The sequence below is a fragment of the Desulfogranum aggregans genome (assembly GCF_055398265.1).
Genome location: NZ_AP042447.1, coordinates 465,435 through 491,088, shown reverse-complemented (window position 1 = coordinate 491,088; position 25,654 = coordinate 465,435). Strand labels below are relative to the sequence as shown.

21 protein-coding genes are annotated in these 25,654 nt (G+C 49.0%); 7 read left to right on the top strand and 14 right to left on the bottom strand.

From position 1 onward, the window contains the following. Positions 1-4: 4 nt before the first annotated feature. From ACZ52Z_RS02300 to ACZ52Z_RS02240, 13 genes are all read right to left on the bottom strand, one after another. Positions 5-1,228, bottom strand: a complete 1,224-nt coding sequence (locus ACZ52Z_RS02300) for a bifunctional nucleoside/nucleotide kinase/histidine phosphatase family protein (RefSeq protein WP_464269145.1) — start codon at positions 1,226-1,228, stop codon at positions 5-7. 162 nt (positions 1,229-1,390) lie between these two features. Beyond that, complete coding sequence (locus tag ACZ52Z_RS02295) at positions 1,391-1,888, bottom strand: FmdB family zinc ribbon protein (protein WP_464269144.1); 498 nt, start codon at positions 1,886-1,888, stop codon at positions 1,391-1,393. A 60-nt stretch (positions 1,889-1,948) separates the two neighbouring features. Further along, on the bottom strand, positions 1,949-3,034 hold the full coding sequence (aroB, locus tag ACZ52Z_RS02290) for a 3-dehydroquinate synthase (protein WP_464269143.1): 1,086 nt from the start codon (positions 3,032-3,034) through the stop codon (positions 1,949-1,951). A 143-nt stretch (positions 3,035-3,177) separates the two neighbouring features. Beyond that, positions 3,178-4,455, bottom strand: coding sequence for a sulfate adenylyltransferase (sat, locus tag ACZ52Z_RS02285; protein ID WP_464269142.1), 1,278 nt, complete (start codon positions 4,453-4,455; stop codon positions 3,178-3,180). A gap of 309 nt (positions 4,456-4,764) precedes the next feature. Then, the gene (locus ACZ52Z_RS02280) at positions 4,765-6,675 is read right to left on the bottom strand and encodes a pilus assembly protein (protein ID WP_464269141.1); all 1,911 of its coding nucleotides are present in this window, start codon (positions 6,673-6,675) and stop codon (positions 4,765-4,767) included. 25 nt (positions 6,676-6,700) lie between these two features. Further along, entirely contained in the window at positions 6,701-10,942 is a 4,242-nt protein-coding gene (locus ACZ52Z_RS02275) for a hypothetical protein (protein WP_464269140.1), read from the bottom strand. Positions 10,943-11,002: 60 nt separating this feature from the next. Continuing rightward, entirely contained in the window at positions 11,003-11,608 is a 606-nt protein-coding gene (locus ACZ52Z_RS02270) for a pilus assembly PilX family protein (RefSeq protein ID WP_464269139.1), read from the bottom strand. A 9-nt stretch (positions 11,609-11,617) separates the two neighbouring features. Further along, the gene (locus ACZ52Z_RS02265; protein WP_464269138.1) at positions 11,618-11,971 is read right to left on the bottom strand and encodes a hypothetical protein; all 354 of its coding nucleotides are present in this window, start codon (positions 11,969-11,971) and stop codon (positions 11,618-11,620) included. A gap of 93 nt (positions 11,972-12,064) precedes the next feature. Continuing rightward, a complete protein-coding gene (locus ACZ52Z_RS02260) occupies positions 12,065-12,712 on the bottom strand; it encodes a prepilin-type N-terminal cleavage/methylation domain-containing protein (protein WP_464269137.1) in 648 nt (215 codons plus the stop codon). After that, the gene (locus tag ACZ52Z_RS02255) at positions 12,712-13,254 is read right to left on the bottom strand and encodes a GspH/FimT family pseudopilin (RefSeq protein ID WP_464269136.1); all 543 of its coding nucleotides are present in this window, start codon (positions 13,252-13,254) and stop codon (positions 12,712-12,714) included. The genes ACZ52Z_RS02260 and ACZ52Z_RS02255 overlap by 1 nt, the downstream gene beginning before the upstream one ends. 271 nt (positions 13,255-13,525) lie before the next feature. Continuing rightward, the gene (locus tag ACZ52Z_RS02250) at positions 13,526-15,688 is read right to left on the bottom strand and encodes an STT3 domain-containing protein (RefSeq protein ID WP_464269135.1); all 2,163 of its coding nucleotides are present in this window, start codon (positions 15,686-15,688) and stop codon (positions 13,526-13,528) included. 33 nt (positions 15,689-15,721) lie between these two features. Further along, positions 15,722-17,116, bottom strand: a complete 1,395-nt coding sequence (locus tag ACZ52Z_RS02245) for a sigma-54-dependent transcriptional regulator (RefSeq protein ID WP_464269134.1) — start codon at positions 17,114-17,116, stop codon at positions 15,722-15,724. 18 nt (positions 17,117-17,134) lie between these two features. Further along, positions 17,135-18,658, bottom strand: coding sequence for a sensor histidine kinase (locus ACZ52Z_RS02240; protein ID WP_464269133.1), 1,524 nt, complete (start codon positions 18,656-18,658; stop codon positions 17,135-17,137). 178 nt (positions 18,659-18,836) lie between these two features. On the opposite strand from ACZ52Z_RS02240, the gene ACZ52Z_RS02235 reads away from it, so the two are divergent. From ACZ52Z_RS02235 to ACZ52Z_RS02210, 6 genes are all read left to right on the top strand, one after another. Next, positions 18,837-19,019, top strand: coding sequence for a hypothetical protein (locus ACZ52Z_RS02235; RefSeq protein ID WP_464269132.1), 183 nt, complete (start codon positions 18,837-18,839; stop codon positions 19,017-19,019). Positions 19,020-19,031: 12 nt separating this feature from the next. Then, entirely contained in the window at positions 19,032-19,262 is a 231-nt protein-coding gene (locus tag ACZ52Z_RS02230; protein ID WP_464269131.1) for a type IV pilin protein, read from the top strand. Between the two features lie 70 nt (positions 19,263-19,332). Further along, positions 19,333-19,725, top strand: a complete 393-nt coding sequence (locus ACZ52Z_RS02225; RefSeq protein ID WP_464269130.1) for a hypothetical protein — start codon at positions 19,333-19,335, stop codon at positions 19,723-19,725. Between the two features lie 72 nt (positions 19,726-19,797). Then, a complete protein-coding gene (locus tag ACZ52Z_RS02220; protein ID WP_464269129.1) occupies positions 19,798-20,562 on the top strand; it encodes an ABC transporter ATP-binding protein in 765 nt (254 codons plus the stop codon). Next, positions 20,555-21,367 (top strand): hypothetical protein, encoded by an 813-nt coding sequence (locus ACZ52Z_RS02215; protein ID WP_464269128.1) that lies wholly within the window; start codon positions 20,555-20,557, stop codon positions 21,365-21,367. Before ACZ52Z_RS02220 ends, ACZ52Z_RS02215 begins: the two co-directional genes overlap by 8 nt. Then, positions 21,364-22,221, top strand: coding sequence for a hypothetical protein (locus ACZ52Z_RS02210; RefSeq protein WP_464269127.1), 858 nt, complete (start codon positions 21,364-21,366; stop codon positions 22,219-22,221). Before ACZ52Z_RS02215 ends, ACZ52Z_RS02210 begins: the two co-directional genes overlap by 4 nt. 2 nt (positions 22,222-22,223) lie before the next feature. Here the strand turns inward: ACZ52Z_RS02210 and ACZ52Z_RS02205 are convergent, their stop codons facing one another. Further along, the gene (locus tag ACZ52Z_RS02205) at positions 22,224-24,374 is read right to left on the bottom strand and encodes a tetratricopeptide repeat protein (RefSeq protein WP_464269126.1); all 2,151 of its coding nucleotides are present in this window, start codon (positions 24,372-24,374) and stop codon (positions 22,224-22,226) included. 774 nt (positions 24,375-25,148) lie between these two features. Between ACZ52Z_RS02205 and ACZ52Z_RS02200 the strand changes: the two genes are divergently transcribed. Beyond that, the gene (locus ACZ52Z_RS02200) at positions 25,149-25,649 is read left to right on the top strand and encodes a winged helix-turn-helix domain-containing protein (RefSeq protein ID WP_464269125.1); all 501 of its coding nucleotides are present in this window, start codon (positions 25,149-25,151) and stop codon (positions 25,647-25,649) included. Positions 25,650-25,654: the final 5 nt, after the last annotated feature.

The following is a 25,654-nucleotide window of genomic DNA, read 5'->3' as shown; positions in this document are numbered from 1 at the left end:
CAGATCAGGTGGAGACCGCATAATAGGAAACGAGCTCAAATATTCGTTTATGCGGATTGATCTGGATATGGTAGTAGCGATTCTGGGGCATGTAGATGTAGGGTATTTCCTCTTCCTGACGTGACAGGAACTTGGAGAGGATGACCCGGTTCACTGCCCGGTGCCCGACAATCATGATATTTTCATCATAATTATTCAGGTAAAAGACCTTTTTCAGGCCACGGGAAACTCGCTCCTCCATGGTCCGGTATCCCTCTCCATCAGGATAGACATAATTATACTTATTTAAACCCCTGGCACGGGCCACAAGCGGATATTTTTCGCTGATCTGCTTGTAGGTCATCCCTTCGCAGATGCCGCCATGGATCTCGTTGAATTCAGGCAGGGAAATGATGGAACAGTGGTCCTGACGTTCGCTGATTATTTCCGCTGTTTGCAGGGTACGCTTATAATTGGAAGTAAAGATGATGGGAATGCGCTGGGTGGCAAAATGTTCTGCCAGGGCCTGGGCCTGCTCCATCCCTTTTTCGGTCAATTCGCTGTTGCCGCCGATTCGATCCTCTACATTGAAAAAGGTTTGCCCATGACGGACGAGAAAGAGGTTGCGTACAACCCTGGTGGTAAGGATGTCGCGAATGCGGTCGTAATAAGGAACTTCGTAGCTGGCCTGTTCCTGCAGGATACAGTTGTCAAATGAATCAACCAGAATCCGGTTCGGCTCCACGTCCAGCGGTTCATAGATCGATTCGTAGTATTCAATCCGCCGCAGGAAACTGGCGATGGCTTCCTCTTTGGAGCGGTGGCGAAACTCCTTAAGGGTAGCCTTTCGTTCCAGGTTGGCTTCCAGCGCTTCATCGTCAGTATTCATGCATTCGATGAAGAGCAGCGGTGTCTCCGGAAACATCTCGCGTATTGATTGACGCCTTTTGCGCGTAACATTGCTGGCATCGAGAATGGCAACGCAGCCTTCCCCCTGCAGGAAGGTGTGCGCTTTTTCAAGATTAATGGCCGAGATCTTCTCCCGCAGGGAAACACCGGCAGGGTTGTTCGGGGAAAAGAAGGTGGAGGACGATGTATCCTCCTCGCTCATCTTGCGACGAAGTTCCCCATTATTAAAGATGGCACTTTTTATGCCATCCAGCTCCAGGGTACGACTCAACTTGCGCGCCATGGTTGATTTTCCACGGGCAGGCAGTCCAACCATGACAATAACGAGCTTCCGCTTCATTCTCCTATGCCTCTTGCAACAGAATCCATTGGATTATTTCCTCCAGTGTACGCGTATGCGCTCAGGCTGCAAAGCAAAAAATAGGTGCCAGGATGGTCATACGTTGATCGAAAGAGGCTGATGACGGCAGTTTCAATGGGTACACGCCTGCACCGAGCGTGCTTACAGCTCGTAAAGGGTGTCGTCGTACACCGGGGGCCTGGGTCCAACCGTGCCTGCCTTTTTTTTGAGAGCTTCCAGGCTGAAGGCATCATCAGCATCCATTAGATCGCCCATTTCCTGTTCAATCTGCTCCGGGTCTTCCCCTGCCTCCATTCTTGCCAGGGCCTCTTCCATCTGCTCACCCAGGGAGAGCCCGGTTTTATCGGAAAAACGGCGCATAAGCTGGGCCATCAGGCGGGGATCGTCCTCGTTCATCCCTTCGGCTTCCCGCATCAGGCTCTCAAAGGCCTGTTCCATTTTCGTCTCGTCAACGCCTGCCAGAAGGTCGTCTGCATCCTCTTCCTTTGCTTTGCCAATGGTCGCAAAGGTAGACATCATTTTTTGCAAATTTTTCTTGCCGCATCGTGGGCAATCAGGTCGCCGGTCGGTCTGCATACGCTTGGAGAAAAAATTGAAGACCGTGTTGCACTCATCACAAAAAAATTCGTAGATAGGCATAATGCTTGTTCTTTAGTAAAAAAAATTGCAGAAAAAACCTCTGGTTTCGCAGGCACGAATTTAACCATTGTTGAGGACCAGGTCAATATCAGCGCCGTGCACCTCATCGGTGATGGTGACCTCACCGATCGCTGTCGGCAGGACGAAATAAACCCGCCCGCCAACGGTTTTTTTATCAGTCTGCAGGTATCCGCGGATCAGCTCACGGTCAAGGGCTTCAGGAATGGTGATGGGCAGCCCATAAGCCTGAAGCAGGGCATCCAGGCGCTGGACGATGGGAGGTTCAATATGTCCGCCCAGGTACGCGAGTCGGGCGACAGCATGCATGCCGATGGCAACAGCCATTCCGTGAATTATGGTATAGCCGGAGGCAGCCTCAACTGCATGACCGATGGTATGGCCGAAATTCAGTATCCGTCGCACGCCCCCTTCCCGTTCGTCCTGCTCCACGACCTTGGCCTTGATTTCGCAACAACGCCGTATCACGGTACCCAGGACACCGGGTTGCAACGCCTGAATGGCGCTGACGTTGTCTTCCAGATAGGCAAAGAAGGTCTGATCTATGCTGGCCCCGTATTTAATGACTTCCGCCAGCCCTCCCCTGTATTCCTGCTCAGGAAGGGTCTTGAGCACATCAATGTCAATAAACACCGCCTGGGGCTGATAAAAGGTACCAACCAGGTTCTTTCCCTCGGGAATATCAACCCCGGTCTTTCCCCCTACAGAGCTATCAACCTGGGCGAGAAGGGTGGTAGGGATCTGCACAAAAGGGATACCACGCATATAAATGGATGCCACAAACCCGGTAATATCGCCGACTACCCCGCCACCGAGAGCGATCAGTGCATCTCCCCGGTCAAAACCGCGAGCAGCCAGTTGCCTGGCCAGATCGGTAACAGTGGTTGTATTTTTCTGCTCTTCCCCGGCCGGAAAGGTAAACACCTCGCAGGCAACACCGGCAGCGGCCAATGAATCGACAAGGTGCTGAGCGTAGAGGGGAGCCACATTGTCATCACTGATGACCCCATACCGTTTGCCCACTGGTGAGGCGGCTAAGCGAGGACCGATGCCCTCCAATAGTGAGGTACCGATGATGATGGGATAACTCCTCTCACCTAAACCGACAGTTATGGTTTGTTCCTTCATGGGTTCCTTGTGCTGATTGGTTTGTTTTTACATTATGGTCGTTTACCCTGTCAAACGGGGAAAGCAAAGCGAAAACAATAAAAAAAAAGGAGATGCCGCTCAGCGGCATCTCCTTGAACAACAACGAAGAAAAAGTCAGTTGATTACATGGAATCGCCAGAGGCGGCACCCTGCATCTTCACTTCAACTTTTTCTGTCAGACCTGCATAGTATTTGCGCAGGTGATCGAGTACCTCGTCGCGACCGAAGTGATCTACGATCTCAGCGCCTTCGGACAGTGCTTTACGCAGCTTGGTACCGGAAAGGATAACACGGTCATCCTTGGTATGCGGACATGTACGGAGGGAAGCCATACCGTCACACTTGTGGCAGTAGAAGGTCCAGTCGATCTTCATCGGCTTGCACTGGAGGTCTTTTCCTGCGTCACCGGTTTCAGGAATACGATCAAAGATTTCCTGTGCTTCGAACAGACCGTAGAAGTCACCAACACCAGCGTGGTCACGACCGATAAGCATATTATTTACACCATAGTTCTGGCGGAAGGTGGCATGAAGGAGGCCTTCGCGAGGACCGGCGTAACGCATATCCAGAGGATATCCGGCATTGATTACGTTTTCTTTGACAAAGTAGTTCTCAATGAGGATCTCAATGGCTTTTACACGGGTGTCTGCAGGAATATCGCCAGGCTTGAGGTTACCGATCAGAGAATGAATCAGTACGCCGTCGCATACTTCTACAGCGATCTTGGCAAGGAACTCATGGGAGCGATGCATGGGGTTACGCAGCTGCAGTGCAGCAACATTGGCCCATCCGCGCTCATCAAACATTGCACGAGTTTCTGCAGGCTTCAGGTAAACTCCCGGGTACTCTTTCTTGTACTCGCCTTCAGAGAGCACTTTTACAGGACCGGCAAGGTTGAATTCTTTCTGGTTCATTACCATGATAACGCCAGGATGATCTTCCGGAGCGATTTCCCAGAACTTACCGTCTACAGACTCTTCGCCTTCGCCCATGAATACTTTTTCGCATTCCCATTTTTTGTCGGCGTCGGTCATTTCATACTTCTCGGTGACTTTCATGGTGGCGTATACTTCGCCATCATTGATCAGAGCAATTTCGTCGCCTTCGTTGATCTCTGCAGCATCAGCAGCGGAAACATCAAGGGTAATCGGTACAGGCCAGAAGGTACCGTCTGCCATCTGGAAATTTTCGCATACGCCTTTCCAGTCAGCTTTTGTCATGAAACCTTCAAGAGGGGAAAATCCACCAATACCCATCATGATCAGATCGCCTTTTGCACGATCAGTTACTTCAACCTGCTTGAGGCCTTTGGCTTTTTCCAATTCAGCTTCGAGCTCGGCACCTTCAAGCAGAGCACATACGAGACCTTTTCCGCCATGAGGCGCAACTAACTTACTCATAATTTTCCCTCTCTGTTTAGTAATAATAGGAAGTGTAGCCTATAATAAATAATCGCCCTGCCGGTACCCAAGCTGCCAGTGATACGATGGCCAGAACGATAGACTGAATAGTTATTCAGTAGGTGGTCTCTATTTATAAGGGAGAGCAATAGAAGTCAAGAAAAAAAACTCATGGATTTGATCAAATTATTTGATCAAATTATCTGAACAGTAAAGAAAAAAACTTCCATGTTTCAAAGATATCTGCCCCGACACGGTAAAGTATCACAGAGTCGGGACAGATAGGCTAACACTCACGCCCAGACTTTCTTATTGTCTATTATCAGACCAGGCTGACCGCCCGCTCCTGGTATTGCTCAGCGGTAGATTTTCCTGCTCCACTTCAATAATTTCACCGGTACTGGTCTGGATAAAAGCCTTGGATTCATTCTCTCCGGTACCAGCATGCATACTCGGCGTAGTAGCCACCCCTTTTCCGAGCCCGAGGCGATCCATAACAAATGTTTCGCCACTCCCATTGGAGAAGGTTCCAAAAACATTTTCCTTCCACGCAGTACCTGTCTGGAAATGGACCCCATAGAGGAAACTCTCCCCCTCCGGCTCGCATATATCGTCATCAGGCCTATACCCGGTATACACCAGCAAACCACCGAGCAATGAAGCCTGACCAATATTTCGCTCCCGTTCGTCATGGAAGACACGATACCAGCCGTCAATGCCGGTGGATGTATCTTCACCAATACACCCGGTCCCCGCAATATAGTTTTGCAGGTCGTCAAAAGTGGCCATTTCGTCATTATCCGCAGGATTGTCAGGATCGAGATAAATAACCGTACGCGGCATATCGTCAGGCCAATAGATATGTCGATAGTCGCTTACGCCTGCTAATGCGGCGATGTCACCTGTATTGTATTCACAGAAATCAGGAGTGGATGAATCCTCATCATCATCATAGCAGTAACCAAACCTGAGATAGGAGACAGGCGTGGATAACAACCCGCTGAAAATGGACGATTGATCTTCATCAGCGACAAGAAATGTATCGGTCCGCATCAACCCCCTGCTGCCGGGTATGCCGTTTCTCGACAGGGTCTGATTATTATCGATGTTATCATTGTCTACATCCCATTCGATCTCACCCCAGGTAAAAATATTGTCAGCACAAGGAAATCCACCCACAGCCGAGGTGGCAACAGGTTCGCGTATGCCGAAAAATCGTTGTTCTTCCCGGTCGGTTTTATCATCCTTGTCAAAAAACCGGCCGGTTCCGCCATAGACCCAGAAGCTGTATCCGTCATAGCCGACCGAGGGGGCTGCGGTAATAGGCGACTTGGCATCTATCAGTAACCGTACCGGATCGTTATCTACAGAGCTCCACCTGGCAGGCCACTCTGACGGGGTTGAAACCTGTTCCACCCCGCTCAGGTCGAGCTTTTTAGTGACCAACCGAAACAGTCGGCCTCCCCCGTTCCAGTATTTGGTATCATCGTTGTCATAGGTATTAAACGTCACGCCGTCGGTGGTACCGAAATAGACGGCATCCGATTTGTACAGTGCTCCGGTGGTAACATCGCCGGAAACATTTTCAACATCAAAATCAACCGTAATCAGGTCGGAGATAAACGTTGCATTCTCGCTCGACATCGGGACCAGAAAACGCCCCCCTTCGCTTGATGAAAGCGGTCGGCGATTGGGAATCCTGAACGCGGTTTTGGCGCTTACAGATTCATCAACCAATACGGGTATCCCATCTGTCCAACCGGCTATGTCTCCTACCAGCCATTGCAGAGGAATCACTGCAATTCTACCCTGTTCGCCGGCATCGTTTGAACCATCGATATCGGTCGGGCCGTTGCCCAGGATAAGGTACCAGCTAGACTCTACCCCGCCGTCATTGTCCTTCATCACCACCATGGTCGGCGAAGAGGTCGTATAGTTGAGGTCAACGTACTCATCATTTCCACTGCCGTCCTGGGCAGAGGTCATGGTCATTTCACCGAGCAGTTGCGGTGCATCGGGATCGGTTACATCAAGCACAAAAAAGGCTGAGGTAAATATACGATTATCACTGCTCGCATCGGCAAAACCGTGTTGTTCATAAGCATTAACCGGGGACCCGCCAAAACGCATGGAACCGACAAGTATGGTTCCCCATCCACCCACATGAGTGGCATCAGCCTCGAATATCTGGACATCGAAAAGACGCGGTCGCTGATCCACATAGTATTTGTGAGTATAGTTGGGATCAGCCAGAACAGCTTATATGGGGCTGCAGGTTATAGGGCAGGTAGGCCCATAATTCCTCGCCCAGGTCGGGAGCCGAGGCGCACACACCGTTGACCGGTTGGTCATTGGCCTCGCATTCTCCGTCTTCATTGACCGGGTTGCAGCAGAACCCACCAAGATGCTCATAATAGTGCCCGCCATTGACGGCATGGAGCATGCCGTCATTGGCACCGAAATAGACTGTTTGCCGTCTTTCACTCCAGGCCTTGGCGTACAAGGCGTAGGTGGGATCCCGATAGATAAACTGGTACGCTTCGGCAGGTCTGCCGACAACCACCGGGGTCGAGTGAATGATATCGCCCAGGCGCCACTCTTGGGTGATGCCGTTGAAACTGAATTGTCTGCTCCGTAAGGCCTTGTCCAGGCGTCCGTTGACATTAAAGTCATCGTTGTCTTCGGTCAGCAGACTATCCTCCCCTCGCACCCAACTGACCAGGGCGTCCATCGCATCCAGCTCCATGTCGGAACCGTCATTGTCGACCAGGTTCGCCCATTTGCCGACGTCACTGGAGAGAAAGTCCCCTGTTACCGAGCCACGGCCGCTGGCCAGGGCCGCAGTATTCAATGCCGCCCAGTCGGTCACGCTGGAGGTGTTGAAATTGATCACTTCACCCTGGGTTGCATCAACGATGCCGTCATTGTTCAGGTCATTCCAGGTGAATATCCAGCGATTATTTGGATCCTTTTCCCGCAACCGCTGATTGGCAGCCCAGAGGAATTTGACATCATCAAGTTCTGCACAGCTGGTGAAGCCACCCTGCCCGCAGTCTCCTTCAACAATATTTCCAGGATCAGGGTCTTGAGAGCAGGTACCGGTGCTGAAATCATAATTGGTGATATCGTAGCAGGCCCGGGTGCGGTTGGCGACATCACTGTAATAGAAAATAAGCCGTTTATCCGTACCAATATCATTGCCGAAACCATCGTCAATATCCCCAGGGTCATCAACATCACCATCATTATTGAGATCTCCGGAAGGATCCAGGATGCCGTCGCCATTGGTATCTTCATACAGCAACCCGTCGGAACTCAAGAAAAGAGCATGCACATCGCCTACCCATTGGACGCTGTTTCCGTCGCCATCGGTTATCTCGGGCCAGAAAATAGCCTGGTATACAGCTCCGGCACCGCTACGCGAGCTGGAGATGACCGAGGCCGCAGATCCGGCTGAGGCACGACTGAGGATATCGGCAAGGGCTGCTTCGAGGTTGGCCTCGAGGTCGTCCGGGTCTTCCCCTGTATACAATGCCACCCCGCTGTTCAGCGCAGCTTGCTCCATCAGGGTTGTGGGGTTACACTCACCACTGCCACTATCCTCCAGGTCACCGGTTGTCACCACATGGGTCAAAATCGGTTGCTTATCATTTCCTTCCAGTTGTCTGACCGCATAAAGCGGCAGGGCATTTTTCCCCCACCAGGTCATATCATCAAAAAAGGTACTCCCCAGAAGTGATGAGCAGCTATTCACCGTATCATCTGCATCATCATCGCCCGCTGTGTTATCGCCCGCTACAGCCCCTTCGCCAAAATAGAGGCTGGGGTCAGCAATAAACGAGGTAAGCGTGGTATTTACATCTGCGGTGGATTCACCTTCAGTAATCAAAATAATATGGTTGTCCTGACAGGAATACTGCACAGGGTCGCTGTCCGCCTCGCCAATGGGGAAGTCTATGCAGTCACCATTGGCATCACGATTAAGGCACAGCTCGTTGTTTTGGGTAAAGTAGCCTATCGCGGTAAAAAGAGCCTCTCCCAGAGGGGTCCATGAGGTTGCCCGCATCTCGTTGATGCTGGCGGCTACATCATCCACATGACGCCGGTATCCGAGGTCATAGGTGGCATCATCATTGTCCGTGATGGATTCCCCAGATTTGATGGCAGCAATCACCCGTGCGCCGTCCAGGTTTTCCGAAGGACAGTAACGCTCAATTCCCGTAGTGACATACCCTGCAGCACATTCTGTCTGGGCACCGACAAAATTGAGCGCCATGGCACCAATACGCAGCCCCTTGCCGGCCTGACTCTGGATAATATTTTCCGGCCGCGTATCACGGGCAATATATCCCTTCATCACCAGAAGCGGGTACTCTATACCCAACTGGTTCATTACCCCGGCATCAATGAGGTTAGCCGGAATGTTGCCATAGGAAGTGGTGGTGTTAGCCTCTTCCGATGGATCAATAACCTCGGGCCGGGTCAGGTCATCACAGTAATCTTCCATTGCCTGCCATATACAGAGGTACTGGGCATCGCTGTCCAGGTGCGTGGAATTAGGAATAGCCGCGGCAGCGGCCTCTGCCGCAGACACGCTGTCCGGTGCAGGCGTGGTTACCGGATCGCCGTCAATTTCACCGCTCCATCCGGCAATGATCTCCGCCAGGTCATCGTCCGGGTCGCCGGCAGCGACATCACTGGGCAGACAGGAGCCGGAACCGTCACTCCATTCATAGAGGAGGGTGTAAGAGTTGTCGTTTTGACAACGCCCACTGCTGTGGTGGTTGGTACACTGGTAATTATATCCATCTTCATTTTTGAACATGGCAAAGTCCACGCCATACTCACAGTCGCCGTCACAGCCGCCTTCACTTGCCGGAACAGCGGCCTTAGGACCACAGACTGCCGGGGTCCCGGTCCCGCTGTCATCATTATCAACAACAGTAATCCCCTGATTCCAGCAGCGCCCGACGTAGCCAACGCGCTCATCGTGGGGAAGGTTGGGATCGTAGATGCCGTAGCAGTGGTAGGCATTGTACCAAGGCTGGATGTTTGACGGGGCAAAGGCATCGTAAACCACATCACAGGTCCCGCTTCCGGTACCGGTTGTCTTATACACCTTGCCCAGCTGGGGATTACTCTGCCAACAGTACTGCAGGGCATGGTTGAGAGCCGCCCGCTGATCGCCATTGGTGACCCCTGCCGGTGCCTCCAGGCAAGTATCAATGTCGCTCTGTGCGCCGTTCAGGCCATGATCAAGGATTTTGGTGACCGCGTCTTCGCATTTTGAATAATCAAAACCAAAAGAGGTTATCCCCAGGATCTCGATACGGGTGGTGTCGTCGGTGGAGTCTACCTGGTCCCACAGCATAAGGTTGCCATCAGTAGTCCTCCCTCTGACCCGCAGGGTGAGCATATTCGTACTTTGAAGACTCACCTGTTTGGTGAAGCCAAGCCCTGAGCACCCTCTGCTTTCCGATATGAGTCGTTGGTTGGTCGAATCATATTTCCCGCCGGTAAGGATCTGCTTTTGCACGTCAAACTTCGAAGCAGAGGCCCAGTTGAGGAAATTCCCCCTGGCTACAAACTGGGTAACCGAATCCGGGGTGGTGGAGGTATCTATGGATATACAGAGGTTATCATTATATTCCGCTGTTCCATCTGCCGCATCGCAGTGGGTGGTAATATCATTGACGGTCACGGCAACGAACTTGCCCTCATCAAGCAGCAGCCAGTCGCTGGCGTCGGTATCCTCCTCAGGCGTTTCATCGGGCGTACCAATGGCCTCGTAAAAGGCGCCTTTGTAGCTGACGATCTCCCCGTCCACGTGCCCGCCCCGGTAGGTGGAATCAACGGGCTCCCAGACACACCCTGAGTCGGTTTCCAGGTTGGCTCCAGAGCTGGTACAGGCCGCCTGGTTGCTGTACAGTTGATTGTTTCGAAACAGGATTGTCCCGGCTGCGTAGGTTTTACCATTACCCCAGAATTCAAAGTCAGCAATTTTTTCCCACTCACAGCCGGAATCATCGAGAATATTTTCACCTGAGGAGGTGCAGGCAGATGCTACCTCATAGATAATACCGTTGACATACACCCGCTTATCCTGGGCGGTGCCATCGGCATTATTTCCCCCGTAATCCGTATTGCTTTGCCATGGCTCATAGAGGCCGAAGCTCCACGCATACCAGGTATCCCGATCAAAATTCCCTGCATACTGCAGGGTAGTGTCCGGGTTGCCATCGGCATCGACTAAAAACGTATCGTCAAAACACTGGGCAGCAGGATCAGTATAGGCAAGGTCGAGCATGGAGCCTGAGTTATCAATCATCAACAGGAGATTCGGGTCCGCTCCTCCCTGAAGAAAAGGCGGCACGCCTGTTCCCTCGGAACACACACTTGCTGAAGCCGCGCCTGCTGAAAAAGAAAGAAAGCACGTTATCACCGCTGTCCAAAGGACTCTTTGTGCAATCTGTTTACTTTTCATCATAGATCTCCTTCTCTGCCGATCACTCATGGTTTATTCGAGCCTCTGGATGACGAATATACACTAAAAGTAACAATCCCCTTCCTGTCCAAGAATATGATAATATTCGACATAGATAAGAGATTCGCTGTTATTTTTGCCTATACGATTGGAAAAAATATCATAGACAAGGGAGGCACCGCCGGTCCCTATACCTTTACCGCGGCCTTCATAGCCGGCAGCCATTTGAATAGCAGCACCAGTGGTCAGCTTCGTGCTCCCGCCAAGATTGAAATTGGTGTGCGGCTCATCCCCGCTGTAGTCCGGAAAATAGAACGTTCTATCTCCATCGGTCGGCGGCGAGACAGGGGAAAAGGCACGCCAAAAACCAAGGGAATCATTGTCCACCGTTATCTTGTAGGCACTGTCGGCATTAAATCCGTTCAACTCGCCTGAAGCAAAGCTCAGACAGGCGATATTCTGTTCCAACAGCTCCTGGGCCAGTTCCGTTCCCCCGTCAGCCTCATAGAAGGTTTCTTTTTGCGTTCGGTCGTTGCCGGCAATCTGCAGTTCGATCGTGGTGTTGCGATTGGCGGCTATACCGATAATGGTCAGGACCAGCATAATGAGCAAGGTGACAACGAGGACATAGCCCCCGTCCTCTTCTTTGGGCACAAAAAAATATTTCAAGGCTGCCTCTCACATAGAGTTTTGCTTGATGTAGTTAAACACCACCTGTTTATCGATACCCAGCATAGACCTGTTGACGATGACCCGAATATGCTTTGGCCGCTGTTCCAACGGCACGGGAGTGAGGGTACAATCTGTAGCCACATTCCAGTAAATGGAATAAATACCATCGGTCACGGGCCCATGATCGGCATTGGGATAGTCATCCAGGCCTGCACAGCCGTTATTGGTTCCACCACCATCATCCAGCTCCGGGGCATCATAGGGCAGGGCCTGCAGCTCCTCTATTGTATCCACGCCCCAATTGGCTGCTGCTGTCAGGCTATTGGCCACTGAATTACCCTTGATGGCCACGATATGCATGGTATACAGGGTAATGATCCCAATCGATAATTTATGGCGATTGCTGTCAGCGCCTCAATCAGTGTAAAACCGCCACTATCCCGCAGCCAATTCTTATTCATCGTTTAACCCCATATTTCTCAGCTTGACGGTCACGGACTGCATTCTCCTGCGGAAGTTGTCATTATGCGGTCCCCAGGTGGTGCCCGACGGAGAAGAGTAGCTCAGCACACTGGTGAATTTCTGGTCCGGGTTGTCTGCACGAGCCAGCATAGTTATGGTCACTGTTCGAACATCCTGTGGAATGGTTGTGACATCATTATCCTCATTCAGGTAACGAAACTCCAACGCTTCAATGTTATCAGCAACCGCTGAGCCACCACTGGTTATCCTGACCGATGAGGTGTCATCTGCATCGGCATCTCCTGGAGAATAGAGAGCAAATTCACGACTGTCCATCCCGCCGTCATCGTTATCCATGGTAAAACGAAACGAATTTGCATCTAGCCCGGTGATCCCATATCCATTGTCATCAGGGTCGTACCCGGCATGCCTTGCCTCGCGAACGAGGGCATTGAGGCCTACCCGCAGGTTCTGCTGCATCTCGGTAACCTGCTCCTGGGCGAGGCCATGATCCTGCTGCACTTTATAGGCCCCATACACGGCGCCAAGGACCATGGATGAAATAACCATGGCAATAAGGAGTTCAATCAGGGTGAAGCCCCTTTCTCCGTGCTGAGAAGGAATATTTGCGCATCGCATTATTGCCACCCTCCTCCGAGCCAGCGTTTTATTTTCAGCACTCCGCTTGTCTGTGAACCTATGGCGTAGGTAGTGTCGCTCTCTTTATGTTCGAGGTAAATGTACCCTGCACTTCCTGTACCAAGCGGGTTAAAGACGACCGTGTTGTCCGTATAGGTAATATCATCATCAAAGCCGGCACCGACAGCAGAGGTGGCAGCACCGTGGCCATAGGTAATGCCATTCTTATACATACCCAAGTCGACGGTTCCCTCATTGTCATTGTTTGCTCCCCAGCTGGAAAAAAGGGAGTAAGAATTGCTAGATTTATCGAAAACTATTGCCCAGTTGTCATTGGTTTTGACTGCTCCCAGCCGTGCTTTCTGCATGTGGCCATACACATCCTGAGCAGCATCCTTAAGCTGCATGTCGGGCAGCCATTTGGTTATCTGCGAGTAGCCGATTGCGCTGAGCACCCCGATAATCACTAAAATCCACACCAGTTCAATGAGCGTGAATCCATCCTGGCAATCATACTGATTACTTTGTGTTTCTGAACTCATGGCGTCTTCCCGAAAATAACAAGTTGAGCGTAAATAGCCCGATACATATCCAATCCAGCTCCATGGAGTGCGAGAAAAAACTTAGCAACAGCATCTGACATGCAATTTACACTCCGAACGATGAAGAAGAAAAACAAAGAACAAAAAAAATCAAAAAAACAACAATATAAACTGCACTACTGCAGTGGCAATGTATCTTCAAGCAACAACAAGATAGCAACAAACTTTACAGATCATCAGCAATTATAAAAAAAATTAACAATCTCCCAGATCAATGATACGCTTCCCCATTCACTTGCAAAAGAACATAAAAAGGCATCTGTTTATCAACCGGGGTGAAGTACCTGGACGCGATCATTTCATAAAACAGCTTGGGAAGCAATGCATTTGTGACCTCTGGGCTTCCCACTGCACCGACGGCTCCGGCGAGATGTGCAGATAGTACCATCCCCTCTAATCGATTATATTTTTTTCTCAATATTTTTTCTCCGGCGCGGATTGCGACAGAACGCAATGGTATTTTGCTGCCGTCCACATTCATCATCCCTGTTCTGATATCAAAAACTATATCATTGCCAAGGTTTCTCGCCCGAAGGGTACCATCGTTGTTGAACTGGACCCGATCCATGGTAATAAAATGTTGCCGGGCAGCTCGTTTTCTCCCTGCTACACCCCATTGTCCGGTCGAATACCATGCCTGGTTAAGCATAAGGTAATCGAGCAAGAGAAAAACAGGCCTCTGTTGAACCGGGAAAATAAACTGCAACAGCTTTTCTCCCTCCGCACCATGCTTTCCATACTTCTCACGGAGGATTGTTCGCCCTTCACCAGGGCCGGCAGCAAGAATGCGCTGCAACCCGCCAAGACCACCCTCCCAATCATCACCACCCTTCCCTAAACTGGCATTGATCCGTCGCAACCCTGCGGGCCCGCGAGCGACATAAAAAGCTATCCAATTGGCAGCTAATCTGTCACTGGCAACAGCGAGGGGAAAATTCAATACATACTGCAGTTCAGCAGAGTGGTACATTCCATCGGCAATGACCCCCCGATCTGTATAAAAAACAAGCGGATGACCGTGTCCCCAGGAGGCCCACACCACACTCTTTTCAGGAGCATGCTCTTTTATGTTGGCCATGGCTTCAAAAAGGATCGGCAGCCGACGAGGCACCCTCCACTGAAGGCTTTTCACCGGATCGAGTAAACCATAGCCCACAATGCTCAACACAGTAGCAACAACGGCCAGCTGTACCCACCGACGGCGTATTAAGCAACAGATTGTGTATACGGCAAAACCACCCCCCAGACCAAAAAGCGGGGCAAGAAAAATAATAAACCGCAGGCCATTGAAGGACAGCAGGCCAACTATCACAATACCGGCTAAAAAAAGTGCATACCCCCGGGTAAACAAAGCAAGCAGAACGAAAAAGGAACCGGCAACGATAAATGCCGGCAACCACCCGAAACCTTTATCGATAATAGTGCCAAGGTGAGCACTGGCCTGCTCGGAGACGGTCCTGCCTGACGGCTGAAAAACCGACCAAACCCCATCTGCCTGTATATAGCGATAGGTATTAACAAGGTAATCAACATGCTCTTTAGGGTTGATAGTGCCCCACCCCTTCCACCAGCCAATACCCACACAGCAAAGCATGAGGCAGAGAAAAAGAAGCACACACCTTTTTCGTTCCCGAAAAAATAAAAAAGACAAAGCCACGCTAAGAGGAATGGCAGCCAGCGCGACTACCGCTGTCAGCGATTGATCCCACCACCATGCAAAGAGCGCGGCGACAGTGATAAATATCCCCAGGGCAACGCCGCCCTCTTTATCCGATTGACTCTCAGCTATCCTCATTCCAAGAAAGCATAAAGTCAGGGCCAGGGAGATGTTGAGGATATCGGTGTCAAGCCAGCCGATGGCACTGCGCTCAAGATACATTGGAGAGAATATGGCGAGGGAGGCGGCGACCAGACCCGCCCAGGGGATGACAGACGAACAAACGTCTCTCTTCTGTCCCGGCAGCCGCACCTTCTCCAGCAGCGCCGTACAGACCAACCAGGTTGGTACTGCCAACAATGGGCCAAGGATACCTGGGAGCAGGACAGCTATCCATTCGAGCGGAACACCGGTCAGTGCATTTACCCCGGCAACGAGTAGTGACAGCAGTGGCGGAACAGGCGCCCGTTCATGTCCGACAGGAACATGACGCCGGTGATCAATGGGACCATAGGTCCCCTGCTGTACGGCTTGCGCAGCCTCGAGATAAAAATAGCCGTCAACCGTCACCAGCAGGGGCACGTCCTGGCTCTCAAAAAAAAACCTGTCCTGGTGCTCCAACCAGGAGCCAAGAGGATACAGGCGGACAACCATTCCTGCCACGAGAATGGCTGTGAGCAGTAAATATACTGGCCACGAGCGGTGAGAATTCTTCATGGACGAGTGCAGACAAAGTTGCGCAAGCAGAGTTTAACGGTATTTTCGTTCATGCAGGTTGTATTGTTTTAATTTGGCCAGCAAGGAGGGGTAACTGAGTTCCAGCATTTTCGATGCCTTGCTCTTGTTGCCGCCCGAAGCCTCCATGGCCCTGTTAATCAACTTCTCCTCCATAATGACCTTGGCTTTTTTCAACGAATAGGTGCCGAGAAAGTCGTTAATACGACGATTTTTGGATATGGCGCCAAAGCTCTCTGGAAGATTTTCCGGAAGGATCGTACTCTTTTCAGCCAGAATTACCGCCCGCTCAATAACGTTTTCCAGTTCTCGTACATTGCCGGGCCATTCATACTTAATTAACAACTCCATTGCCTTGGGAGAGAAATCAACCACCTGCTTGCCCAGGCGCTGATTCATTTTGTCGATAAAATGATTACAGAGCAAAACAAGATCATCCCGGCGCTCCCTGAGGGGCGGCAACTCAATATTCACCACATTCAGCCGATAGTAGAGGTCCTCACGGAATGCTTGTTCCCCTACCATTCGCTCAAGGTTACGTGCTGTAGCGGCAACCACCCGCACATCGATCGAAATATTTTTTGCGGAACCGATTCTCCGGATTTCATGTTCCTGCAACACACGCAGCAGTTTCACCTGCATAGCGAGCGGCAACTCTCCTATTTCATCCAAAAAAAGCGTGCCAGAGGCAGCTTCTTCAAATAATCCCGGTTTGTTATCAACAGCACCGGTGAACGCCCCCCGCATATAGCCAAACAACTCACTTTCCAGAAGATTTTCAGGAATAGACCCGCAGTTGATAGCAATAAACGGCCCGCTCTTACGCTCGCTTTCCTGATGAATGCCGCGAGCAACCAGTTCTTTGCCGGTGCCTGACTCACCGGTAATGAGAACGGCAGTATCGTAAGGAGCGACCTTCAAGGCCAGCTCAAAAACCTGCCGCATGCCGGGCGACCGACCGATCATTGCACCAAACCCTGCATTCTCCCGGGCGCTGGCCACTCGCGCCCTGAGTTCGCGGTTCTCCTCAAGCAACCTGGATCGTTCCTGTGCTTTTTCAAGCACGATCAAGATCTCATCTTCGCTGAAAGGCTTAGCAATGTAGTCATAGGCTCCAAGCTTCATGGCACGCACGGCGTCTTCAATAGTGCCATACGCCGACATCATAATAATAGTGGAGGACAAGCCGAGCCCCTTTACGGCCTGGAGAAATTCCAATCCATCCATTTCCGGCATGCGGATGTCACACAGCACAAACGAGAAGACCTGCTCTTTGACAAGCTGCAGCGCCTCTGTCCCATCGGCGACCGATCTGACGCTGTAGCCGTGACGTTCCAGGAGAGTGGAGAGCATATGCCGCATGTTCTCTTCATCATCAATCACCAGCAACGATTTCTCTTCAGCGCTCATTCTCACCTGCCTTGCACCTTACACATCAGCCTCACCTCTTTTGAGAGCATTTGCCAGGGGGAGCTGCAGAGTCACGGTGGAACCATGCACTCCATCACTGGTAAAATCTAGTCGTCCGTCATAGCCATCAACCAAGGAACGGGAAACCGTTAACCCCAGACCTGTCCCCTTTCCAGGTGGCTTGGTCGTATAAAAGGGATCAAACAGAATCTTTTGCTTGTCTGGAGGTACTCCCGGGCCATTATCGGTAATCGTTACCTGCCAATAGCTACCGCCTTGGTCATCCCCATTTCCGGTAGCAATGGTTACCTTACCGCCTTGCTCGCCATAACGTTCCCTGACCGCATCCAGGGCATTGAGCAGGCAATTTAAGATCACCTGCTTCACTCCATCAACTTCTGCAACGATGTGGTCGTCCTGCGCACCGAAGTTGATCGTAACATCAACCCCATCCCCGCTCTTCCCGTGCTGCAGAGTGGTCACCACCTCCTCAACCACGCCCTGCACGTGAAAGTGCTCCTGCCGCGACCTGGTCGGTCGACTGCAATTGACAAGCTGCTTTACCAGCCCATGGATTCTCTTGAGTTCGCCCTCAACTCTCTTGAGGTAGTCCTGCTTTTCCGGCCAGGGAATATCCTCTTTTTTCACCAACTCAAGATACCCGCCAACAATCCCCAGTGGGTTGCCGATTTCATGGGCGAGCCCGGCAGCCAGCCTTCCGGTCACAGCAAGCTTTTCCGTCTGCACCATTTCTTCCCTGCTCGCCTGTAACTCCTTATTGGCATGGGTGAGCTGCAGGACGGTCTTCTCCAATTCCTGCCGATCAGAATCTATCCGGGTGAGCATGGCATGAATTGAGCGGGAGAGCTGTTCTATTTCATTGCCGCTAAAGGTGTCGTACAACAGAATCTTTCCATCCTGCTGATACCCATCGGCCAACTCCACCAGATCATCAAGAGGACGAAGAGCCCGACGGGAAAAGCGAAAGAAAAAGAGTATCGAGAGGATTAATGCATTGACCAGAAGATAAACAAAAATAAGCTTCTCCTGGGTCCACAGGGCGCTGGTCACTTTCTGTAGCGGTACGGAAAGAGCCAACACCCGCATGCCCTCCCCCTGAGCCTGAAAAGATTTTGCCACCTGGACATATGCACGAGAACCCACAAAAGGCAGCAATGCCGGGTTCACTATTCGTTTTCCAGTGCCTTCGGCTAGTGCCGTCTCGATAACCTTTTCAAGAGCAGCTCTACAGGATAGTCGCTCGCTGAGCCAAATCCCGGTATCCCCAGCACCAGCATACACACAGGTAGCACCAGCCTCCTCACCAATCTGCAAGAGCAAATTGCCGACCTCGGTCACCGTACTTTCTCCACGGTTAGCCCCAACGGCATGGACCAGGTCTATTTGACGCTCAATGCTTGTGATCTCTCGAACAACCGCATCTTTCTGCCAGAATATATATACCAGTCCGTTGGCAAGCAGCATCGCAACAAGAGCAAAACAGAAACTCGAAAAACCAACCGAGAGCTTGAGACTTTTCACAGTATATATAAAATATATTAACAGTTAACCGTCAGGGTAAAATACATGTATACACTCAATATTAGGATAAAAAAGCAACAGGCTCAAGAGAGAAAAGAAAAATTAGGAATACGCACGAAGAAAAACACAAAGCCATAGTGACTTTTTTTGTCACATCGGCGACTAGAGGTGCCAAATAATGTCAGCAACAACAGCGCAAGATGCAGTTTTTGTCACCCGCTACATTTTGCCTATGACGAACAAAATGGCTTCAATCCTCTGCCATCACATCAAAACAAACAAATTCGGCAAATCTGGCACGCGCCCTGCTAGAAAGCAGGCAACAGAAACAAACTATGCTCATCTTGAACATAACCAATAACAGGAGGATCACATGATTCGAGCATTCAACAAGCAACTCAAAAGAAGAAACGGCAGCAAAGGTTTTACCCTCATCGAGCTGATGATCGTTGTAGCCATCATCGGTATCCTGGCAGCTATTGCTATCCCGCAGTTTGCAGCGTACAGAGCACGCGCACAGAATAAAGCCTCTCAGAGTGACGTAAGGAACATGTCGACCGAACTGCATGCATTTGCTGCCGAGTATCAAGAGTACCCCAACTAAGAATTGCCGAGGCTCAAACACAAAGCAGCCGACTACTATACAAATCATTACAAGATATGAGGTATAAGACATGAAAAAAGCATCCAGCATTTTATTTGGTATGGCTATAACACTATTCATCACCCAAAGTGCATTTGCCGACGGTGTCATCAGCCAGACAGGAGCAGATGCAACCGCTAAGGCCGGCCAGCCAGTAAATGTTACTGGTACTACCGGCCCGACTATTGATCCTTTTAGCGTATCGACAAATGTCGTCATGGAGGGCGCCACTAGCGCAACAAGCTTCGCCTTGACCGGCTACCACCTGCAGGTCGATCAAAAGAAATCCGGTAAGATGTTTGCCATGGCCTCTGACTCCTCTGCCATGTGGTTTGCAGATATCAGCAGCACTGCAGCTTCCACATACGTCGTCGGGACGGGCACCAACTCTGGTGATCTGAACGCAGCTTACGAAAAAATGTAAGCTTCATTTTTCACCATACCTATATGAAACTCCCCTCTACATTGGGGGGAGTTTTTCTATGCCGGTTATTGAATGCCGATTATTGAATGTCATAAACTATCGAAAGTTTATAAAAGAGACCTCCGAATCAGCCCTGATAAAACCGCCCTTGATCAAGTCACCTTCATGGTGGGAGAAAATGAGGTTTACGGTATAATTGGGCCTAACGGTGCTGGCAAATCTACTATCCTGAAAATCCTCCTTGGATTTGTCAGGCCAACAGGCGGAAGCTTCAACGTCGGTTGTTGGCAACCTGCTTCCTCCACCTCTCCCCTAGAGATCGGCTTTCTCCCTGAAAACCCAAGTCTTTATCGCCACCTCACTATCCATGAGCATTTAGAGTTTCTATGCAGGATTACAAGGTGGAATAAAGGCAAATCCTCGAAAAAAATATCGGAAATTTTAGAAAAACTAAAAATTACATTCGCGCAGCACAGAAAAATAAAGCATTGCTCAAAAGGTATGTCCCAAAGAGCAGCTCTCGCATGCGCATTGATACTTGATCCATCTATTGTCATACTGGATGAACCGATGTCAGGGCTTGATCCGATCGGCCGCAAACTGGTCCTTGACATCATCCTTGAACTGAAAAACTCGGGGAAAACTATTTTATTCTGTTCTCATATACTAACCGATGTGGAGCAGGTTTGTGACCGTATAGGAATCCTGCACCAGGGCAAGCTTCTGAATGAGATAGATTCTAGTACCCTGTTTCCTGAATCGGCGGCATCAGTGCCCAAACCTCCCAATAAACTTGAAACGTTCTTTCTCAACAGCATCCGGGAAGCGAATGAATAACATCCTTCACATCGCCCTGATAACTTTTAAAGAATGCCTGAGGCATCGGGTCATATACGGAACCTTTGTAGCCGCACTGTTCGTGATTTCGCTCTCGACAGTCATAGGCGGCATGTACATGCGCGACCTCCTCAAAATCATTCTCGATATATGCTTATCCGCGGTTAGCCTGGGGAGCCTGCTCATACCATTTTTCTTTGTCATCTCCCTTTTCTTGAACGATCTTGAAAACAAGACAGCCTACTTCATCCTTGCACAACGAATATCCAGAGCCGAGTATCTTTTGGGCAAATATCTCGGCTTTGCAATGTTAAGTGTGCTCGTTGTAGGCATACTGACCGTGGCATCTGTCATAGCCGTCTACTCAGCCACTTTCTTTTTCTATGAACAGTTGTTTGAAAACTTTTCACTTTCTGCAATTTTGCTGTCCTCTACCATGGGACTCTTAGGCATTCTTGTTCTCAATAGTGTCGTCATACTCTGGTGCACACTTACCACCAGCTCTTTTCTGGTTACTCTCTTAACACTGGCAACGTACATAATAGGACACACTATAGAAGATGTTATTTATTTCATATCTCTTCAGTTGGAAGGGGTCGAATTTTCTCCACCCTTGAAAAACCTCATTCATTTTGTCCAATATATTTTCCCCAACTTAGCAGCTTTTGATCTCAAACAGCTGGCTGCATACGGCCATGCTATTCCCACCCAAGAAGCACTTTTCCTCTGTATTTATGGTGTAGCTTACACAGGCATAATGTTATTGCTTTCAACTTTGTCTTTTAAGAGATTAGATTTGACATGATGTTGAAACCCCTCTCCACCACCCTCCTCTTCATTCTGCTTTTTCTCTCTGCGTCCATAAGTTTACAAAAACTCTACAATCTTCATGACTACAGACGCGATCTCCGATTAAGCCGAATCTCTAAAATACCGCCAGCCTTTTTAAAAGTAGCCTCATTAGAGTACCAGGGTGTCCTGGCCGATTACCTATTTATGAATGTGCTCTCTTTTACGGGAGATAAAGTTCTCAGGGGAAAAAAAATCGAAGAGCAGGATTGGGAGACGGTATATAAGCTCCTGGTACAGATACAAGAACTGGACCCGGAAGCCTCGGACCCCTTTATCCTCGCGACCACAGTTTTACCATGGGAAGCGGGTATGATTGAAGAGACCAACAAGATATTACTTAAATCAGCTCAAACACGAGGCGACGACTACAGGCCTTACTTTTTCCTCTGGTTTAATCATTTCCATTTTTTAAAAGATCCAAAGACGGCAGGGCATTATCTCCAAAAAGCATCGCAAAAGCCCAACGCTCCCGATTATTTTGGCCCGTTGGTTTCGCGCATGCAGTTGATGGCAGGAGAGATTGACAATTCTGTAATCTTTCTGAAATCGCTTCTACAGGAGACATCAGACTTGAAGATGAAAGATTACCTTCTCGTTAGAATAGACGCTTTGGAAAGAATCAACTACTTGGAAAATGGAATAGATCAATTCATAGAAACCTATAAAAGGCCCCCTCTCAATCTCAAAGAACTGGTAATAAAAAACATCATTCCAGAAATTCCTGAAGACCCTTATGGGGGAAGATTTTACATAATTGCTCCAGGCAGGGTTTACACGACTTCTAAACTTGTAAAAGTAAAAAAATAAACTTAATCATCACCAGAAAGCAAATTTTCGACAAGGTGAAGATTGCCCTGCGCCAATTTGAATTCGGGCAGAATGGTTACAGCTTTAATAAAATACTCTCTGGCACTTTCCAACTCTCCCCCCTGAGCGTATATCAAGCCAAGATTGTTGTAGGCTTTAGCAATGGTTGTCTCGTTTTCCAGATACTGTTCGTATTGCAAAACCGCGGCTTCATGTTGGCCGATTCTAAAAAGAAGGTTGGCATAATTATAACGAATTGGCGGCACTTCCTCTTGAAAGTCAATTGCAAGAGTATAGTGTTTCAGCGCCTGGTTTGTCATCCCTTTGCCAGTGTAAAGCATAGCAAGATTGTAGTGAGGTCTTTTAGAATTAGGCTCGAGTCGAGTCACATTCCTGAGGTACGTAATCGCTTCATCTATCTGGTTCATTTTGATATGAGCCTCAGCCAAATCGCTCAATAGTCCAATGTCATTTGGTCTTTGCTCCAACGCTTTATCCAGATGGACTACTGCTTCCTGTAGCATTCCGTTTCTCAGCAAGGCGTTACCATACAATTTGTTGGACAGTGGTTTTTCCGGTGTCTTCTGCCATATGATTTCAAAAAGTTCCCGTGCTTCATCATATCTTCCCTGCTTGTCGTACATCATTCCAAGATTGTACAACGCATCCAGATAATCATGGTCAGCCGCTAATGATTTTTGGAAATATTCCTCAGCCTCCCGCAACTCAAACTGCTTGAGTTTAATAATTCCTAAATTATTAAGCGCTCTCGGCTGTCGTGGCTTAATGCGCAGCGATTCAAGAATAGCCTCCTCAGCCTGTTCCAGTTGTCCTGCCTCTGACAGAACATAACCGAGATTGGCGTATGGTCGACTTTTCAGTGGGCTTTTATCGATGCTATCCTGCCAGAAAACAACCGGGTCTTGCCAGACCTGATTTCTTTTGAACGTCCAATATGAAAAGACAAGGGTTATAGCTACCAAAAATGCTATTTTTGCTTTGATATTGTTGAAAAATCTCCAGAAAACTATTGTAAGAAAAAGATAGAATCCCATGGCAGGTAAATAAGTTCGATGCTCAAATACCATCTCAAGGCAAATAACTGAAGATTCGACCGACAAGTTCAGGAAAAACCAGAGGACGCAAAAGGCTTCCACTCTATATTTTCGAGCAAAAAAACATGTAGCCACCAGTACAAATACTATGAACAGCAATGACAAAAGTGTCGTTGGTGGAGAGGTCAGCGACGTTGAAGTAAGAAAATCGTAATCAAAAACGAGCCGACTCTGCTCAGGATATATCAATAGCCCCATATAGTGAACGATAACTCGAAACTGAGTCATCAACCTTTCAAGAGCAGTAAAATCTCGAGTCGAACACTGACTAACAAAAGCAAGCCATGGAGCTTTTCCCATGTACAAATAGCCTGCTGTCAGAAAGGCAAACAAGCCAAAAAGGACATAGATAGCTTTCCTTTTCAACCACCCCCAACTGAGGTTCTGAAAGAAAAACCATTCATATAGAGGGATGATTAAAAGCAGCGTTGCTGTGTTCTCTTTTGATCCTAGCGCTAGCAGCCCGAAGAGCATACTAAGCAAAAACTTAGCCAGATAGACAGGCGTTTTGGGTGTATCGCCATTTTGGTGAACCCTGGCCTGTGCATAGAACAAAAGCGACAAGAGGAAAAACATTGCCCCCATACTGTTCATTCTCTGAACTATATATGTTACCGACTGAGTGGCCAAAGGATGACAGGTCCATAATAGTGATGCCAATAGCGCTAAGACTTCAGCATGTGGAGCTAATTTGGAATTTGGCCGTAATGAAAGTGTAAGCTTTAAAAAATAGTACAGAAATATCGCGGTACATATATGAATAAATAAATTAACCAAATGATACCCCTGCACCCTATATTCGCCAAAATAGTAGTTGAGCGCAAAACTGAAGTTACTTACAGGTCGTTCGCTCAACGTACCGCCTGAAATGGCCTTGGTGAAATTCTCATAATTGAGTTCTGTAATCCTTAAATTCGGATTTTCGATATTATGAGAATCATCAAATAAAAAAGGTACACTGAAAGAATTTGAGTAAATTATCGTGGACAGCAAGATAATCAAACAAATGGCAAGGCTAACAAATTGTTTATTTTTCATTTTCAAAACATTCATTTTCAGAATAGAGCCCTTAGCATATTAGCTATATTTCAGCGCGTTCTGTTTGGCTCCGGGGGGGGGGAGCCAATTTAGTTGTAATAATCACTCAAGAAGCCCCAAAGGAATGCGGCACGAACTAAGACTGGCGGCTCCCTCTGTTAGGATAGTTGCCGTGCTCTTGACATGGCTTCTAATAGAAAATCAAACGCGAAAAAGAGGAAACATGTGCTATCCGAAAGCACGAAAAGAGACGGTCTTGAAGAGATGCTGTCATCGAACAACGAAACTAAAAAGAAGTTGGCTACATAAGTATGCATCTCCGAAGCCACTCAATATAAGTGGTGAAATGCTGTACGAGCTGAAAGTCGGCTGATGCCCGACAGTGACTGCGCACCCCATCGCTAGAATCCAATGACAAGTTTGCCGCAGTCATGAAAAGAGTAGCGCTGAATGAGGCCGATTGGTCAGCGTACTGCCGAGAAGGCGGCTAGCATCCGGAACAAATTCACCAATGGCAAAATTCCTGCAACAGGGCAAGGGCCTGGATCAGCACCAAAAATAAACGGCACAACAGGCCCCCATAAGGACAGATAAATCCTTGCAATGTTGCCGACCTTTTATCTTTGCATAATACCTCAGCAAAGCCTAAAAACAAAAAAAAATCTACTTTACAATAAAATTTTGCCCCCATAAAATGTTCTAAATAACAGAACAAAAAATACAAACACCATGCTTTCAGGACTGATTACCTCTAAAACTCGGATACGGATCCTCATGCGGCTCTTTCTCAACCCGGAAAGAACCGCCTATCTACGGGAACTCGCTGATGAATTCAATGCATCCCCTAGCCATATCAAAAACGAGTTAGATCAATTGAAAGAAGCAGACCTGTTGACAAGCAAAAAAAGCGGACGCCAGGTATTGTTTTCTGCCAATCAAAAGCACCCTGTTTTCAATGAGCTTCACTCCATGGTCAAGAAATCCTTGGGAATGGATCGCATTCTCGAGTCAGTGCTTAAACGGCTTGGCAACTTAGAAAAAGCATTGCTTATTGATGACTATGCCGAGGGCAAGGACACAGGCATCATAGACCTTATCCTTGTCGGCGACCTTGACCATGATAATCTACAGGACCTTACAAGAAAGACTGAGAAGTATATTAATCGAAAAATCAGGACCCTCCCATTAACTGCAGATGAATTTAAATGGCTGGCACCCAATCTTGACCAGCGGCCGCAGTTTATTTTATGGCAAAGAGAAAACATAAATGACTAAGAACC

Coding starts and splice junctions, on each gene's coding strand:
- ACZ52Z_RS02255 (WP_464269136.1), bottom strand. CDS start 13,254: ATGAGTTCAGAAACACAAAGTAATCAGTATGATTGCCAGGATGGATTC.
- ACZ52Z_RS02250 (WP_464269135.1), bottom strand. CDS start 15,688: ATGAAGAATTCTCACCGCTCGTGGCCAGTATATTTACTGCTCACAGCC.
- ACZ52Z_RS02215 (WP_464269128.1), top strand. CDS start 20,555: ATGAATAACATCCTTCACATCGCCCTGATAACTTTTAAAGAATGCCTG.
- ACZ52Z_RS02260 (WP_464269137.1), bottom strand. CDS start 12,712: ATGCGATGCGCAAATATTCCTTCTCAGCACGGAGAAAGGGGCTTCACC.
- ACZ52Z_RS02300 (WP_464269145.1), bottom strand. CDS start 1,228: ATGAAGCGGAAGCTCGTTATTGTCATGGTTGGACTGCCTGCCCGTGGA.
- ACZ52Z_RS02275 (WP_464269140.1), bottom strand. CDS start 10,942: ATGATGAAAAGTAAACAGATTGCACAAAGAGTCCTTTGGACAGCGGTG.
- ACZ52Z_RS02245 (WP_464269134.1), bottom strand. CDS start 17,116: ATGAGCGCTGAAGAGAAATCGTTGCTGGTGATTGATGATGAAGAGAAC.
- aroB (WP_464269143.1), bottom strand. CDS start 3,034: ATGAAGGAACAAACCATAACTGTCGGTTTAGGTGAGAGGAGTTATCCC.
- ACZ52Z_RS02230 (WP_464269131.1), top strand. CDS start 19,032: ATGATTCGAGCATTCAACAAGCAACTCAAAAGAAGAAACGGCAGCAAA.
- ACZ52Z_RS02295 (WP_464269144.1), bottom strand. CDS start 1,888: ATGCCTATCTACGAATTTTTTTGTGATGAGTGCAACACGGTCTTCAAT.
- ACZ52Z_RS02225 (WP_464269130.1), top strand. CDS start 19,333: ATGAAAAAAGCATCCAGCATTTTATTTGGTATGGCTATAACACTATTC.
- sat (WP_464269142.1), bottom strand. CDS start 4,455: ATGAGTAAGTTAGTTGCGCCTCATGGCGGAAAAGGTCTCGTATGTGCT.
- ACZ52Z_RS02200 (WP_464269125.1), top strand. CDS start 25,149: ATGCGGCTCTTTCTCAACCCGGAAAGAACCGCCTATCTACGGGAACTC.
- ACZ52Z_RS02205 (WP_464269126.1), bottom strand. CDS start 24,374: ATGAAAAATAAACAATTTGTTAGCCTTGCCATTTGTTTGATTATCTTG.
- ACZ52Z_RS02235 (WP_464269132.1), top strand. CDS start 18,837: ATGTCAGCAACAACAGCGCAAGATGCAGTTTTTGTCACCCGCTACATT.
- ACZ52Z_RS02220 (WP_464269129.1), top strand. CDS start 19,798: ATGCCGATTATTGAATGTCATAAACTATCGAAAGTTTATAAAAGAGAC.
- ACZ52Z_RS02210 (WP_464269127.1), top strand. CDS start 21,364: ATGATGTTGAAACCCCTCTCCACCACCCTCCTCTTCATTCTGCTTTTT.
- ACZ52Z_RS02265 (WP_464269138.1), bottom strand. CDS start 11,971: ATGCATATCGTGGCCATCAAGGGTAATTCAGTGGCCAATAGCCTGACA.